Raw genomic sequence first — 14423 nt, 5'->3', positions numbered from 1 at the left:
CTCAGCCTCCGATCGTCTCGGTCTCGGTGCCACCGGCCCACTGGCTCAGCTTGAACACCACGAACTCCGCGGGCTTGACCACCGCGATGCCGATGTGGGCGACCACCATGCCGGCGTCGCGGACGTCGGCCGGGTTGGTCTCCTCGTCGCACTTGACGAAGAACGCCTCCTCGGGCGTACGCCCGAGCAGGGCGCCGTCGCGCCAGACCCGGGTGAGGAAGGCGCCGATGTCGCGGCGGATGGAGCGCCACAGCGAGAAGTCGTTCGGCTCGAAGACCATCCAGCGGGTGCCGTTGGCGATGGCCTGCTCGATGGAGATGGAGAGCCGCCGCACGTTGAGGTAGCGCCACTCGCTGGCCTCGGCGGCGAGCGTACGGGCGCCCCACACCCGGATGCCCTCGCCGGCGAAGTAGCGGATCACGTTGACGCCCCTGGGGTTGAGCACGTCGTGCTCGGGGCGGGTGACCAGGTACTCCAGGTCGACGGCGCCGCGTACCGGCTCGTTGGCCGGGGCCTTGTGCACCCCGCGCAACCCGTCGGTGCGGGCCCAGATGCCGGCCATGTGCCCGCTCGGCGGGGTGAGTACCAGCTCGCCGCTGAGCGGGTCGCGCACCCGCAGCCAGGGGAAGTAGCAGGTGCCGAAGTCCGACTGCCGGGGCCGGTACGCGGTGGTGCCGCCACCGTCGTCGTCGGCGGGCTTCGCCGTACCCTCGGCGGGTTTGCCGTCGGCGGCGCGGGGGGCCCGGGCGGAGCTGGGGGTGGCGACGCGGGTCAGCGCCGAGATGTCGTCGATGCCCGGGGGCGGGTCGCAGATCGCCACCATGGTGCGCAGCCGCTCGGCCATGCTCAGCAGGGCCTCGTGCGAGACCGGGTCGTGGAAGCCGGGGGCGGCGAGGATGGAGACCTCGTCGACGGCCTCCAGCAGTTGCAGGCCGGCGCGGCGCTGGCCGCCGCCGGTGAGCTGGCCGCCCTCGCCGACGTTGACCACCCAGCACCGGGTGCCGCCGTTGTCGAGGAAGCCGAAGACGGCGCGGGCCAGCGGGGTGCTCTCCGGGCGTTCGCCGCCGGCGTAGAGCCGCAGGAACTCCGACCAGCTGTTCACCGGCATCGCCCGGTCGACGTGGGCGCCGCGGTCCGGGGCGATGCCGACGAACGCGGCGGTGCTCATGCCGACCGGCCCGATCGGGTGGGCCCCGCTCGGCACCTCCTCGACGTAGATGCCGGGGGAGAAGTAGTTGGGCATCGGTCCTCCTGGTGCGCGGGGCGGTCCGGGTCAGCGGGCCGGGGGTTCGCAGACGATGACGAGGTCGGTGTCGGCGGGGTCGACGTCGGCGGTGAGGGTGTGGCCGCGGCCGACCAGGCGCAGCCGGACCGGGCCGGGCTGCTCGGGGTCGTCCGGCACGCCGGTGAGCCGGAACCGGCCGGCCGGGTCGGTGTGCGTGGCCTGCGAGGTGCCGACCAGTTCGACCCGCATCGCGGCGAGGGGCTGCTCCTGCGGGCCGACCACCCGGCCGTCCAGGGTGCGCATCGGCAGCTGCCGCAGCCGCAGCGGGCGCAGCACCGGCGGCGCCGCCGGCAGCGGCCGGGCCACCTGCGCGGGTACGTCGATCAGCAGCGCCGGCCGGGGCGGCACGCCGAACGCCCGCCACAGCTCCGGGTCGCCGGCCTCCAGCAGCACCTCCTGCTCCCCGTCGACGACCGCGGCGGCGAGCACCCGGTCCAGCCGGGGCAGCGCCGCCGGGCCGGCGGCGCTGAGCAGGTAGCGAACCGTGAAGCGGTACGGCTCCCGGTTGCCGGTGCCGCGGGTCTGCCGGCCGGGCCGCAGCTCCAGCGGCCAGACCGTCAGCCCGTCGGCGGGTCCGCCGTCGGCGGGCGGGCCGACCGGGACGACCTCGCCCGCGGCGGTGGCCAGCCACGCCGCCAGGTCGGCGGTGGTCGCCTCGACCGGTCCACGCCCGTCGTCGGTCATCGCGGCGGGCTTCCCTGGATCCGGTACGCGATGGCCTCGTTCCAGACGTGCGGGTAGACGCCGATCTCGAAGTACCGGGTGAAGGCGTTGATCGGCGCGTTGGTGTGGTCGTGCCAGAGCAACCAGACCGGGGCGATGGTGAAGAGCACGTAGTTGAGCAGCACCAGTGGGATGTAGAGCGGGCCGAGCAGCCGGCCCTGGAAGATGTGCACGTCCTCGTGCCGCTGGATGCCGGGGCTGGAGCCGGCGCAGACCGTGCCGATGGTGGTGGCGTACCTCGGGGATACACCCTCCACGACGTCGACCCGGCAGCTGTGCTGCGAGGTGGTCCGGTCGAGCTGGTGGCCGAAGATCAGGTGTACGGCGAGGTAGACGGCGCCGACGGCGGTGTTCAGCAGGCTCCAGGTGTGGTCCACCACGAAGAGCCAGACGCCGCGGGCGTCCGGGCCGTACACCCGGGCGGAGGCGACCGCCCAGCCGAACGGGCCGCCGACGAGCAGCCCGGCGACGGCGCCGATCAGCAGGCCGAGGGTGCCGCCGGCCCAGCCGCCGAGCGCGGCGCCGAGGACGATGTGGACGGCGGCGCTGATGATTCCGAAGACCATGACGCTCACCTCTCTCAGACCCAGGAACGGATGTAGCGGGGCTCGCCACCGCCCTGGGCGATCCGGCTCGGCGACGTCTGCGTCGCCTGCCGGTTGCCCGGCGGCAGCTGGTTGATGCCGAGGGCGGCGGAGAAGATGATCAGCCCGTTGAAGAAGGCGATGATCCACTTCTCGGCGCCGACGTCCGTGGCGAACGCCGCGGTCAGGTAGGACAGCGCCAGGGCGACGCCCAACGCGATCCACTTGCGGGCCTTGTCGCCCGCGGGTCCGAGCAGGCCGCCGACGACGTTGGCGGTGAGCAGGGTGGCGGCGCTCGCGCCGGTGAGGCTGCCGAGGGCGGGCCAGGTGAAGAGATCGTTCACGGCGATCTCCCTTCGGGTGGTGCCGGGAGGGTGGTGTGGTGGTGGTGAGGTACGGCGGCCGGGTTGGTGTGCCCGGCCCGGCCGCCCGGGTGGTGGCGATGTCCGGCCCTGACGGGGTCAGACCGGCCTCGGATGCTCCGCCGGTGGCGTGGCGGCCGGCGCGACGGCCGCGCCCGTCGGCGCCGCGGCGGGGGCGGCGGCGGACCGGCCCCGTCGGCGCAGCAGCAGGACGGCGACGACCGCGCCGACCACGAGCAGTACGACCACGGCCCCGACGACCAGGAGCCATGGGAACGACCCGCCTTCGTCACCGCCGGGGGAGGCGGCCGCCGTGGCGGACGGCGAGGGCTTCGGCGCCGCCTCGGCCACCGCCCGCAGCTCGAGCGGCTTTTCCTGGTTGGCGACGACCTTCCAGGTGACCGAGCGGCCGATGCGCGTGCCGTTGGTGTCGATCACCCGACCGGGAAAGGTCAGGGAAATCTCGAACGACATCAACTGCATGAACCGCGCCTGGTTCAACGGATCCTGTTCGGCCACCTTCCCGCCGTATTTCTTCGGATCGAGCGGGAGGCTGAACCGGTAGAGATCGTCCTCCCGGACCAGTTTCACGCTCTCGCTGGTGAAATCCTTCAGCGGAGTGTGGTGGTAGGTGATCAGGGAACCGTAGAAGCCTTCATTCTCGTAGACCCGCTCCTCGCCCTTCGGCAACGTGGGGATGTTCTGCCGGAGTTCGGCGAAGCCGACCTGGACGGTCCTGTTGTCGGTGGTCAGGAACCGTTTGTCGGCGGTCAGGAGCAGTTGCCCGTCGATCGTGTCGTCGGCGTTGACGGTCAGGCCGATGTTGAGCTGCATGCACCCGGTGAGCATCGCCACCAGGGCGAGACACACCGCGAGGCGGAATGCCCTGCCGCGGTCGAGTCTCGTATTCATGCCAGCAGTGTGTGTGATCGCCCTCACTATCCGCAGTCAGCGATCAGTCACAACGGTGTCACCGATCTTACCGGCCCGTTCTCCCTTTCGGCTGACGCCGAAAATGGGTGCGATCGATATTCTGGAGGGTTGGCCGGACGCAATTTCGACGCCCCGGGGGGCGGTGACGGAATTCGGCCAGGGTGGACGGTGCCCGCGACGAGCCGCCGGGCGACGGGCCGACCCGACGACGGCGGGCCGGCATCGGCGCCCGGCTGTGCGGAACGCTTGCCGAGCGGATCCTGGACATCTAGTATCCAGAATATGAAGATGGCGGAGGGCGTCGAGTGGGCGCTGCACAGCTGCCTCAACATGACCTGGTTGGAGCCGGGGCGGGCGGTGTCGGCGGCCCGGCTGGCCGCGTTCTACGGGCTGCCGACGGCGTACCTCAACAAGCAGTTGCAGGCCCTGGTGCGGGCCGGGATCCTCCGGTCCGTCTCTGGCCCGCGCGGCGGGTTCCGACTGGCCCGCGCCCCCGAGGAGATCACCCTGCTCGACGTGGTGACCGCCATCGAGGGGGCGGAGGAGGCGTTCCGCTGCGCGCAGCTCCTCCGCCAGGGGCCGGGAGGTCGCGCCGACGTCGACTACCGGCAGGCCTGTCTGATCTCCCAGGCGATGCGCCGCGCCGACCTGGCCTGGCGGCGGGAGCTGGCCGGGCAGACCCTCGCGCAGCTGCGGGAGGCGGTCGGCGACCGCTACCCGGACACCCCGCGGAACACCCGCGAGCGCCTCGTCGCGCCCCCGTCCTGAGCATCGTCCCATCGGAAGGTGAGCACCATGACCACGGCACCCCTGCATGTCCGCGCCGACGACGCCACCGTCCTCGCCGACGGCCCGACCAGCCTGATCACCCTGCTCGGCGACGCCGGCGAGACCGGCGGCGCGCTCACCGCCAATCGGGCCACCCTGCACACCGGCTCGCCCGGCGCCCCACCGCACCTGCACACCCGCGCCGCCGAGACGTTCTTCGTCCTCGACGGGGTCCTCGACGTCCTGGTGGCCGACGAGATCCGCACCCTGCGCCGCGGCGACTTCCTGCTCGTCCCCGCGCACACCCCGCACGCCTTCGCACCGGCCCGCGGCGAGTCCGCCGACGTGCTGGTGGTCTTCACCCCCGGCATCGACCGGTTCGACTACTACCGGCTCCTCGAGCGGGTGTACCGGGGCGAGGCCGACCCGGCCGAGATCGCCGCCAGCGGACAGCGCTACGACAACCACTACGTCGACAGTCCGCTGTGGCGCGACCGCCCCTGACCGCCCCGCCCGCCGGGCCCGGCCGCCGTGGCGGGCCCGGCGACTAGGCTGAGCGGGTGCGTCTCGTCGCCTGCGTGCTGCTCGTCGACCCGACCGGCCGGCTGCTGTTGCAGCTACGCGACGGGCACGCCCCGTACCATCCGCACGTCTGGGGGCTGCCGGGCGGGCACGGGGAGCCGGGGGAGGCGGCCGCGGAGACCGCGAGCCGCGAGCTGTACGAGGAGACCGGGCTGCGCCCCGACGGTGAGCTGCGGCTCTTCGCCCGCCAGGAGCTGCCGGAGCTGGACCGGGTGAAGCACTACTTCTGCGCCGCCACCCGGGCCCGGCAGGAGGACGTGGTGCTCGGTGAGGGCGCGGCGATGCTCTTCGTCCGGCCCGGCGAGGTGCTCGACGGTCGCCCGTACACCCCCGGCACCGTAGAAGTGCTGACCCGCTTCCTGGCCTCGCCCGAATACGCCGGCCTGGCCGCCGCTGGTCGCTGACCGCCAGGCCCGGTTCAGGCCGCCGGGTCGGTCGAGGCCGGGGCCGGTCGGCTCAGTCGCATGGCGGGTGCCAGTCGGCGTACCGGGCCGCCTGGCGCAGCGCGAGGCGGGACGGGGTGAGCCGGATCAGGGTGTCGCGGAGAGTGACCGCCACCGGGTGGCGCAGCTGCTGGCCGAAGCGGCCGGCGCGGGCCGAGGCCCGGGCCACCGCCTGGCTGCGCGGGCGGCGCTCCCGGTCGTAGCGGGCGAGCGCGGCGTCGAGGTTCGCCGGGCCGCCGGCGCAGGCCGCGCCGAGGGTGACCGCGTCCTCGATCGCCTGGCAGGCGCCCTGACCGAGAAACCGGGTCATCGCGTGCGCCGCGTCGCCCAGCAGCGCCACCCGACCGCGCACGTAGGACGGCAGTGGCGTGCCCAGGTGGTGCAGGTCGTGCCGCAGCACCTGCTCGGGCCGGGTGGCGGCGAGCAGCGCCGGGACCGGGTCGTGCCAGTCGCCGAAGCGCTCCCGCACGGCGGCCAGCTCGTCGGGGGCCCGCCCGCCGGGTGGGGCGGTCACCGCGGCGTACCAGTAGACCTGGTCGGCGCCGAGCGGGACCATGCCGAACTCGGCGCCCGGGCCCCAGCTCACCGCGGTCGGCAGCGGGTCGTCCCAGCGGATCGCCGCCCGCCATGCCGTCGTCCCGGCGTAGGTGGGTCCGGGGTGCTCCGGCCAGAGCCGGGAGCGCACGGCCGAGCGCAGCCCGTCGGCGCCCACCACCAGGTCGGCGGCGAGCTCGGCGGGCTTCCCGCGCCAGCGGTGCTGCACCCGGGCGCCGTCGGGGCCGGTCGTCACGTCGACCACCTCGGCGTCGGTGCGCAGCGCGGCCGCCGGCAGGGCGTCGCGCAGGACGCCGTGCAGCCTGCCCCGGTGGACGCCAAGCGCAGTGGTGCCGAGCTGCCGGGTCAGGTCGGCGCCGTCGACCCGGGACAGCCAGCGCCCGCTCCGGGTGCGCAGCCCGCCGGGAGCCTCGGCCCGGCCGTGCGCGCGGACGGCCGCGCCGACGCCGAGCGCGTCCAGCCCCCGCAGCGCGTTGGACATCAGGGTCAGCCCGGCGCCCACCTCGCCCAGTTCCGGCGCGCGTTCGAGCACGGTGACCCGCCAGCCCGTCCGGTGCAGGGCGAGGGCGGCGGCCAGGCCACCGATCCCGCCGCCGACCACCACCGCGTGTCCGTCCATCCCGACCGCCCTTTCTACAACTGTAGAAGTTCATACTACAGCTGTAGAACACCGAGGAGGAGGCCCGGATGAATGCTCGGTCCGCGCGGGTGGCGGCGTTGGCCGACACGGCGATCGCGCTGCTCGCCGAGGGCGGGATGCGGGTGCTGACCCACCGGGCCGTCGACGCCCGCGCCGGGGTGCCGGTCGGCACCACGTCGGCGTACCTGCGGACCCGGCAGGCGCTGATCGAGGCGGTGGTACGCCGCCTGGTCGACCTGGACCGCGCCGACCTGGTGGACCGCGAGCTGCCCACCGCCGCGCCGCCGCCCGGGCCGCCGCCGCGGCTCACCCCGGCCGACCTCGACCACCTCGCGGTGGCCACGGCGCAGGTGCTGGACCGCTGGCTCACGGTCGGGCGGGACCGCAGCCTCGCCCGCTACGCCTGCCTGCTGGAGGCCGTGCACCGACCCGAGCTGCGGCCGATCCTGGCGCACGGCACCGTGCTACGCGAGCAGGCCCGGGCGCTGCTGGCCGGCGCCGGCGCATCGGACCCACGGCGGCAGGGTGACCAGTTCGTCGCCTTCATCGACGGGCTGCTCTTCGACCGCCTCGTCGGCGCCGGTGCGCTCAGCGCGCCGCCGCCCGGCAGCCCGGAAAGCCGCGAGGACCTGCGCTCCGCCGTCCGCGCCCTGCTCCGCGCCTTCACCGGCGCCTGACCTCTCCGACCGGCCGGGTGTCCGGTCCTCGGCAGGCCGTGATCGCCTGGCGGTCGGCCGAGCATCCTCAGTGAATCGACGGCCCGGCGGTGAGTTCGGTCAGGCGACCGGGGTGCGGGTGCGGTGGTCGCGGGGGCTGATGCCGCGCACCCGGCGGAAGGCGGTGCTCAGCGCGAACGGGCTGCCGTAGCCGACCCGGCGGGCGACCGCGCCGAGGGTGGCGTCCGGTTCGCGCAGCAGGTCCGCCGCGAGGCTCAGCCGCCAGCCGGTCAGGTAGGCCATCGGCGGCTCGCCGACCAGCTCGGTGAAGCGGCGGGCCAGCGCGGCCCGGGACACCCCGACCTCGGCGGCCAGCGACGCCACCGTCCAGGGACGCGCCGGATCGTCGCGCAGCAGGCGCAGGGCCGGTCCGACCACCGGGTCGGCCGCCGCCGCGTACCAGGAGGGGGTGGCGCCGGGCCGGTCGAACCAGGTCCGCAGCACGGCGATCAGCAGCAGGTCGAGCAGCCGGTCGAGGACGGCCTCCTGGCCGGGGGAGTCCCGCACCACCTCGTCGGCGAGCAGCCCGACCAGCGGGCTGTGCCACTCGTCGGCCCGGACCACCAGCAGCGCGGGCAGCGCGGCGAGCAGCCGCCGGTTGACCTCGCCCGGCAACTGGTACGTCCCGGTCAGCAGCGCCGTCCTGCCCGGCGTGCCGGTGCCCCAGGTGCGCACCCCTGCCGCCGGGGTGGTGGTCAGCGGCTCGCCGCGCAGCGTGGTGCACCGCTGTCCGGGGTGGATGACCACCTGCGGCGCGGTGGCCGGGTCGTCGGCGACGGTGTACGCGTCCGGGCCGCGCAGCACCGCCACGTCCCCGGGGTGCAGCAGCTCGGCGGAGCTGTCGTCGGGCACGACCCAGGCGGTGCCGCGCACCACGGCCACCACGGTCAGCGGCGCGCGGTCCTCGATCCGCAGCGCGAACGGCGGGTCCAGCAGCGAGCGGAGCAGGAACGCGCCCCGGGCGCGGGGGCCGTCGAGCAGACCGGTCAGGAGATCCACGGTGGCGAGCGTAGACGCCTGCGTATGCCTGCACGACGGCGAACCATTCAGCGTCTCACCGCCGATCGGTTGACTGTCCCCATGACGGAACACCTGACGACACTCGTCCTCGGCGGCACCGGCAAGACCGGTCGACGGGTCGCGCGGCGGCTCACCACGATCGGCGTACCGACCCGGATCGGCTCCCGCGCCGGCACACCACCCTTCGACTGGACCGACCGGGACACCTGGACGCCGGCGCTGCGCGGCGTCGGCGCCGTCTACCTCGCGTACCAGCCGGACCTGGCCGCGCCCGGCGCGGTCGCGACGGTCGGCGACCTCGCCCGGCTCGCCGTCGCGCACGGCGTGCGGCGGCTGGTGCTGCTCTCCGGGCGGGGCGAGCCCGAAGCGGCCGAGGCCGAGCGGGCCGTCGCGGCGAGCGGGCTCGACCCCACCGTGCTGCGGGCCAGCTGGTTCGCCCAGAACTTCAGCGAGGGACACCTGGTGCAGCCGCTGCGCGCCGGCGTGCTCGCGCTGCCCGTCGGCGACGTGCCGGAGCCGTTCGTCGACGCCGACGACATCGCCGAGGTCGCCGTCGCCGCGCTCACCTCCGACCGGCACGCCGGCGCCACGTACGAGCTGACCGGCCCCCGACTGCTCACCTTCGCTCAGGCGGTCGACGAGATCGCCGCGGCGGCCGGCCGTCCGGTGCGCTTCGTGCCGGTCACCAGCTCCGCGTACGCGGCCGAGCTGACCGCCGCGGGTGTCCCGGCGCCGGCGGTGGCGCTGCTGACGTACCTGTTCACCGAGGTCCTCGACGGCCGCAACGCCCGGCTGGCCGACGGGGTGCAGCGGGTGCTCGGCCGGCCGCCGCGCGACTTCCGGGCGTACGCGGCGGAGGCAGCCGGGGCCTGGCGGCCCTGACCCGCCGGCCGGGCTACGGTGGGGCCCGAACGGGGCGAGGAGGCGGCGATGGTCCGGTGGGGCTGGTTCCGGGACGCCGCCGGGCGGCTGCGGCAGGGCTGGCTGCCGGTGGTCGAGACGACCCTGGCCGCGACGGTGGCGTGGATCCTGGCCACCCGGCTGGTCGGCCACCCGCAGCCGTTCTTCGCCCCCGCCGCCGCGCTGATCGTGCTCGGCCAGGCCCGGGGCCAGCGGGTCCGCCGGGCGGTCGAGGTGCTGCTCGGGGTCGCCGCCGGCGTCCTCGTCGCCGACCTGGTGGTGCAGGCGCTCGGGCCGCGCACCAGCTGGACGGTGTTCACGGTCATCCTGCTCACCATCGCGCTCGCGGTGGCGGTCGGGGCGAGCACGGTCGCCGTGGTGCAGGCCGCGGTCTCCGCCCTCTACCTGGTGGTGGTCTCGCCACCGACCGAGTCGCTGGTGCCGTTCCGGTTCGTCGACGCGCTCATCGGTGGCGCGGTGGCGGTGGTGGCCAGCCAGCTGATCGACGCCCGGCGGCCGCTCGCCCCGCTGGTCGCCGAGTTCCGCCGCACCTATCAGGGGATGGCCGAGGTGCTGGAGGAGGTCGCCGCGGCCCTCGACGCCCGGGACGAGCCCGCCGCGCTGGCCGCCCTGGACCGGGCCCGCCAGCTCGACGCCGCGGTGGAGCGGCTGCGCACGGCGGTGCTCGCCGCCGGCGAGGCGGTCCGGCTCAACGTCCGGCGCCGGCGGCACATCGGCCGGCTGCGCACCGTCGACGCCACGGTCGGCCAGCTCGACTACGCGGTCCGCAACGTGCGGGTCCTCGCCCGGGCCGGCGTGACGTTCAACCGGCTGCCCACCCCGGTGCCGCCCGAGCTGGGCGCGGCCCTGCGGGACCTGGCCGAGGCGGTCCGGGCGGCGGGCGAGGCGCTCGCCGCCGACCTCGACGGCGCCGAGGAGGCCGGCGACCGGCACGCCGCCCGCGCCGAGGCCGCCGCCCTGACCGCGGTACGCGTCGCCGGGCGGCTCTTCACCGCCGGCCAGACCCTGCCGCTGGCGATGATCGTCGGGCAGGTCCGGGCCACCGCCATCGACCTGCTGCGGGGCGTACGGGCCGACGACGACGCGGCGGTGCTGGCCCGGGTCGACGAGGCGCTCGGGCTGCCCGCGCTCTGACCAGCATGTGGTAAGGAGCGCATCCGGCTTGTGGTCGTGACGAAACCGGTGTGTGATCGACGGCGAGACGCCGTACCACCGGAAGGACCGCAAGCCGTGAGCCCACTCGTCACCGCGCCGAGCCCCGCCGTACCCCGGCAGGTGCTGGCCGCCCGCACCGGCGTCGCGGTGGTCTTCGCCCTCAACGGCCTCGCCGTGGCGTCCTGGTTCTCCCGGGTCCCCGCGGTCCGCGAGGCGCTCGGGCTCAGCGCCGGCCGGCTCGGCCTGCTGCTGCTGGCCATGTCCGGTGGCGCGGTGCTCGCCCTGACCACCGCCGGGCTGGTCACCCAGCGCCTCGGCGCGGCCCGCACGGTGGTGGCGTCCACCGTGCTGGTGGCGGTCGGGATGGCCGGTGTCGGGGTGGCCGCGGGGGTGGCCGGCTCGCTGCCCGGCGTGGCGGTCGCCCTGTTCGCCCTCGGCTACGGCTCCGGCACCTGCGACGTGGCGATGAACGTCGAGGGCGCCGCCGTCGAGAAGCGGCTGGGGCGCACCATCCTGCCGCGCTTCCACGCCGCCTGGAGCCTCGGCTCGGTGGCCGGCGCGGGCATCGGCGCGGGGGCCGCCCGCGTCGGGCTGCCGATCGGCGTGCACCTGGCGGTGCTGGCGGCGGTGGTGCTCGGCGGCACGATCCTCGGCGCCCGGGCCTTCCTGCCCGCCCAGCCGGCACCGGACACCGCCGCCACCCGGCGCGGTGGCCTGCTCGCCGCCTGGCGGGAGCCGCGCACCCTGCTGCTCGGCCTGCTGGTGCTGGTGATGGCGTTCGCCGAGGGCAGCGCGAACGACTGGCTCGCGGTCGCCTTCGTCGACGGGTACGGCACGAGCGAGGCCGTCGGCGCCGCCGTCTTCGGGGTCTTCGTCACCGGCATGACCATCGGGCGGACCGCCGGCACCGTCGCCCTCGACCGCTGGGGACGGGTGCCCGTCCTGTTCGCCACCATCCTGCTCGCCGCCTTCGGCGCGGCGGTGGCGGTGCTGGCCGGCTCCGGGCCGGTGGCGATCGCCGGGGTGGCGCTCTGGGGGCTCGGTGCCTCGCTGGGCTTCCCGGTGGGGATGAGCGCCGCCGCCGACGACGAGGAGCGGGCTCCGGCGCGGGTCAGCGTGGTCGCGGTGCTGGGCTACACGTCGTTCCTCGCCGGGCCGCCGCTGCTCGGCCTGCTCGGCGACCGGGTCGGCATCCTGCACGCGCTGCTGGTCGTGCCGCTGCTGCTGCTGCCCACCCTGGCGCTGGTTCCGGTGACCCGGCCGCCGGCGCACCCCGCCAGCACATAGAACCTAACAGCGGCCGGCCGTGGCCGGTATCGGGTACGCGGCCGACTGCGCAGCCCAGCCGTGCTGGCTAGGGTCGCCGGATGCCTACCGAAGAGATCACCGCCGGCGCCGCGGGCAGCTGGACCCTGGGCGACCGCGTCGTCCGCCGGATGGGGTTCGGCTCGATGCGGACCACCGTCGACCCCCATCCGGACCGCGCGGTGCGGGTGCTGCGCCGCGCCGTCGAGCTGGGCGTGAACCACATCGACACCGCCGCCTTCTACGTCTCGCCCGGCGGCACCCTGAACGTCGGCACCGGCCCCGCCCGGTACGCCACCGAGCTGATCCGCGCCGCGCTCGCCCCGTACCCGGCGGACCTGGTGATCACCACCAAGGTCGGCTTCGCGTACGACCCGGCGACCGGACTGCGCGAGGACGTTACGCCGGCCGGGCTGCGCGCCCAGGTGCAGGAGAACCTGCGCCGGCTGGGCCGCGACCACCTCGACGTGGTGAACCTGCGGATCGTGAAGCGCCCCGGGCGGGACTCGGTGGCGGAGTCCTTCGGCGCGCTGGCCGAGCTGCGCGACGCCGGGCTGATCCGCCACCTCGGCCTGTCCAACGTCCGCCTGGACCACCTCGACGAGGCGCAGGCCATCGCCCCGGTCGTCTGCGTGCAGAACAGCTACGCCGTCGACAACCGGGGCGACCAGGACGCGCTGCTGCGCGAGTGCGGGGCGCGCGGGGTGGCGTACGTGCCGTTCTTCGCCCTCGCCGGCGTCCGGCGGGAGGCGGGCGCGGCGGCCGAGCACACCGCCGCCGTCCACGAGATCGCGCGGGCCCACGGCGCCACGCCGCACCAGGTACGCCTCGCCTGGACCCTGCACCAGGGGCCGCACGTGCTGGCCATCCCCGGCACCGGCGACGAGGCGCACCTGATCCAGAACGTCGCGGCCGGCGCGCTGCGGCTCTCCGCCGAGGAGCTGGCCGCGCTCGACTGAGCACGCCCGGTCAGCTCACGCTCACCGGCCTCGCAGCCGACTGTCAGGTGACGGTGCTCCACTGGAGGGACGCCGAGGAGAGGAGCGGGCAGATGGGCTGGTTCAGCCGGCGGTCGCGGGCCGCCGTCCCCACCCCGACGAAGCTCGACCGGGAGGCCACCCGCGAGGACCTGGCCGCGCTGGAGGAGTTCGTGACCAGCCGGCAGGGCGTGGAGTTCTACCTGGAGCCGGAGACCACCGCCACGGACACCACGGTGGTGGCGATCGCCCACGACGGCGAGTGGATCCGCCGCCGGACCGGCTCGCCGCAGGTGGCGGCGAAGCTGGCCGGCCGGCACGCCGTGCCGCTCTACGAGGCGACGAAGACCGGGTACCCGGAGCGGATGCGGGTCTGGAACCGGGCCCACCCGGAACGCCGGATGCGCTGACCGCTCACCCCTCGACGGCGGCGCGGGCCTCGTCGAGGGTCATCGGGTCGGCGTGGCTGGAGACGTACCAGTGGTAGCGGTCGTCGAGCAGCCGGCGCACCAGCGCCAGGTCGGGGCCGTCCCCCTCCTGGCGCAGGTGCGCCGGCGGCGGGTAGAAGCAGTCACCGAGCAGCATCACCGCCGAGTCGGGCACCAGCACCACGGTCGAGTCGGGGGCGTGCCGGCCGCCGACGTGGCGCAGCCGTACGCCGGTGGGCAGCTCCAGTTCGTCGGTGAAGGTGCGGGTGGGCGGCAGCACCGCGAAGTCGTCCCAGGAGTCCATGGCCAGGGCCCGGGCCCGGAAGCTGGGGCCGAGTCGCGGCTCGGCGCGGACCTGCTCGCGCAGGTAGCGGTGACTCCACGGGCGGGCCGCCTCGGCGCGCAGCGGAGCCTCCCCGGCGACGTGGCCGACGATCTCCACGCCCGGCCAGGCGCAGGCGCCCCACACGTGGTCCCAGTGGTGGTGGGTGTAGACCAGCCAGTGCGGCTCGGGCAGCCCCGCCGCCGTCAGCGCGGCGCGGATCTCCCGGGCGTGGCCCGGGCTGTGCCCGGCGTCGACCAGCACGCCGCCGCGCTCGTCGGTGATCAGCGCCACGCTCGGTTGGATGGTGCCCGGGTCGGGATCGCCCGGGTAGAGCCAGACCCGGCCGGCGAGGTGGTGGAACGTGGGCTCGGCGATGGCTGGGGTCCTTTCCCGATCGACCGGCGATTCTTCGGCCGGCGGGACCGATCGTAGGCGTTCGGCCCCCGGCCGATGGCCCCGCCGTCGACGCTGACCGGCGGATACCCGCCCGCACCGTCCCCTTTGCTCTGCTGCCGCCGCGGCAACAGCGAAGCGCTCCCAGTGGTGCCTCCGAGGCAGCAGAGCAAAGGGGGCGCGACATCGAGGTCGGACATTGTCCGAAGTGCGGGGACGGTCGCTGATGATCGTCGGGCTTCGATGGGCCGGCCTGCCCGGCGCGAGCCGGGGCGGCGTTGACCCGGCGCCGAGGGGTGTGGCAGCAT

General features: G+C 75.2%; 17 protein-coding genes. 9 read left to right on the top strand and 8 right to left on the bottom strand.

Annotated elements, in window-relative coordinates; translation table 11 throughout:
• Position 1 precedes the first annotated feature (1 nt).
• The 5 genes from ACTMTB_RS15305 to ACTMTB_RS15285 form a co-directional block, all read right to left on the bottom strand.
• Positions 2 to 1243, bottom strand: a complete 1242-nt coding sequence (locus ACTMTB_RS15305; RefSeq protein ID WP_441146116.1) for a phage tail sheath family protein — start codon at positions 1241 to 1243, stop codon at positions 2 to 4.
• Between the two features lie 30 nt (positions 1244 to 1273).
• Complete coding sequence (locus ACTMTB_RS15300; protein ID WP_441146114.1) at positions 1274 to 1969, bottom strand: carboxypeptidase-like regulatory domain-containing protein; 696 nt, start codon at positions 1967 to 1969, stop codon at positions 1274 to 1276.
• Positions 1966 to 2574, bottom strand: coding sequence for a glycine zipper family protein (locus tag ACTMTB_RS15295; RefSeq protein WP_280836563.1), 609 nt, complete (start codon positions 2572 to 2574; stop codon positions 1966 to 1968). The genes ACTMTB_RS15300 and ACTMTB_RS15295 overlap by 4 nt, the downstream gene beginning before the upstream one ends.
• A gap of 14 nt (positions 2575 to 2588) precedes the next feature.
• Entirely contained in the window at positions 2589 to 2936 is a 348-nt protein-coding gene (locus tag ACTMTB_RS15290) for a hypothetical protein (protein ID WP_441146112.1), read from the bottom strand.
• A gap of 117 nt (positions 2937 to 3053) precedes the next feature.
• On the bottom strand, positions 3054 to 3788 hold the full coding sequence (locus tag ACTMTB_RS15285; protein ID WP_441146110.1) for an LppM family (lipo)protein: 735 nt from the start codon (positions 3786 to 3788) through the stop codon (positions 3054 to 3056).
• 381 nt (positions 3789 to 4169) lie between these two features.
• Between ACTMTB_RS15285 and ACTMTB_RS15280 the strand changes: the two genes are divergently transcribed.
• From ACTMTB_RS15280 to ACTMTB_RS15270, 3 genes are read left to right on the top strand one after another with little or no spacing between them, the layout of a single operon-like run.
• Positions 4170 to 4655, top strand: coding sequence for an RrF2 family transcriptional regulator (locus tag ACTMTB_RS15280; RefSeq protein WP_280836566.1), 486 nt, complete (start codon positions 4170 to 4172; stop codon positions 4653 to 4655).
• 27 nt (positions 4656 to 4682) lie between these two features.
• Positions 4683 to 5159: a cupin domain-containing protein gene (locus ACTMTB_RS15275; RefSeq protein ID WP_154936386.1), complete on the top strand. Its 477-nt coding sequence runs from the start codon at positions 4683 to 4685 to the stop codon at positions 5157 to 5159.
• Positions 5160 to 5215: 56 nt separating this feature from the next.
• Positions 5216 to 5641: an NUDIX domain-containing protein gene (locus ACTMTB_RS15270; RefSeq protein WP_441146107.1), complete on the top strand. Its 426-nt coding sequence runs from the start codon at positions 5216 to 5218 to the stop codon at positions 5639 to 5641.
• 52 nt (positions 5642 to 5693) lie between these two features.
• Here ACTMTB_RS15270 and ACTMTB_RS15265 read toward each other — a convergent pair whose 3' ends face one another.
• Positions 5694 to 6854 carry an FAD-dependent oxidoreductase gene (locus ACTMTB_RS15265; RefSeq protein WP_441146105.1) on the bottom strand — a complete coding sequence of 387 codons (1161 nt, stop codon included), beginning with the start codon at positions 6852 to 6854 and terminating at the stop codon, positions 5694 to 5696.
• 68 nt (positions 6855 to 6922) lie between these two features.
• Here ACTMTB_RS15265 and ACTMTB_RS15260 point away from each other — a divergent pair, with 68 nt between their 5' ends.
• Positions 6923 to 7552: a TetR/AcrR family transcriptional regulator gene (locus ACTMTB_RS15260; protein ID WP_441146103.1), complete on the top strand. Its 630-nt coding sequence runs from the start codon at positions 6923 to 6925 to the stop codon at positions 7550 to 7552.
• 99 nt (positions 7553 to 7651) lie between these two features.
• On the opposite strand, the gene ACTMTB_RS15255 is transcribed toward ACTMTB_RS15260, so the two are convergent.
• Positions 7652 to 8590 (bottom strand): AraC family transcriptional regulator, encoded by a 939-nt coding sequence (locus ACTMTB_RS15255; protein ID WP_280836570.1) that lies wholly within the window; start codon positions 8588 to 8590, stop codon positions 7652 to 7654.
• An 81-nt stretch (positions 8591 to 8671) separates the two neighbouring features.
• Between ACTMTB_RS15255 and ACTMTB_RS15250 the strand changes: the two genes are divergently transcribed.
• The 5 genes from ACTMTB_RS15250 to ACTMTB_RS15230 all read left to right on the top strand — a co-directional run bounded on the left by ACTMTB_RS15250 (position 8672) and on the right by ACTMTB_RS15230 (position 13379).
• The gene (locus tag ACTMTB_RS15250) at positions 8672 to 9493 is read left to right on the top strand and encodes an NmrA family transcriptional regulator (protein WP_441146101.1); all 822 of its coding nucleotides are present in this window, start codon (positions 8672 to 8674) and stop codon (positions 9491 to 9493) included.
• A gap of 48 nt (positions 9494 to 9541) precedes the next feature.
• Positions 9542 to 10666 carry an FUSC family protein gene (locus ACTMTB_RS15245; protein ID WP_441146099.1) on the top strand — a complete coding sequence of 375 codons (1125 nt, stop codon included), beginning with the start codon at positions 9542 to 9544 and terminating at the stop codon, positions 10664 to 10666.
• A gap of 96 nt (positions 10667 to 10762) precedes the next feature.
• A complete protein-coding gene (locus tag ACTMTB_RS15240) occupies positions 10763 to 11974 on the top strand; it encodes an MFS transporter (protein ID WP_441146097.1) in 1212 nt (403 codons plus the stop codon).
• An 80-nt stretch (positions 11975 to 12054) separates the two neighbouring features.
• Entirely contained in the window at positions 12055 to 12951 is an 897-nt protein-coding gene (locus ACTMTB_RS15235) for an aldo/keto reductase (RefSeq protein ID WP_441146095.1), read from the top strand.
• A 92-nt stretch (positions 12952 to 13043) separates the two neighbouring features.
• The gene (locus tag ACTMTB_RS15230) at positions 13044 to 13379 is read left to right on the top strand and encodes a hypothetical protein (RefSeq protein ID WP_441146094.1); all 336 of its coding nucleotides are present in this window, start codon (positions 13044 to 13046) and stop codon (positions 13377 to 13379) included.
• Positions 13380 to 13383: 4 nt separating this feature from the next.
• Here the strand turns inward: ACTMTB_RS15230 and ACTMTB_RS15225 are convergent, their stop codons facing one another.
• A complete protein-coding gene (locus ACTMTB_RS15225) occupies positions 13384 to 14013 on the bottom strand; it encodes an MBL fold metallo-hydrolase (RefSeq protein ID WP_441146092.1) in 630 nt (209 codons plus the stop codon).
• Positions 14014 to 14423: the final 410 nt, after the last annotated feature.

Origin of the sequence: Micromonospora sp. L32 (assembly GCF_052068055.1) — a bacterium.
Lineage (GTDB): Bacteria > Actinomycetota > Actinomycetes > Mycobacteriales > Micromonosporaceae > Micromonospora > Micromonospora purpureochromogenes.
Note: the sequence above shows the minus strand (reverse complement) of the source record. Positions and strands in the feature narration are given on the sequence as shown.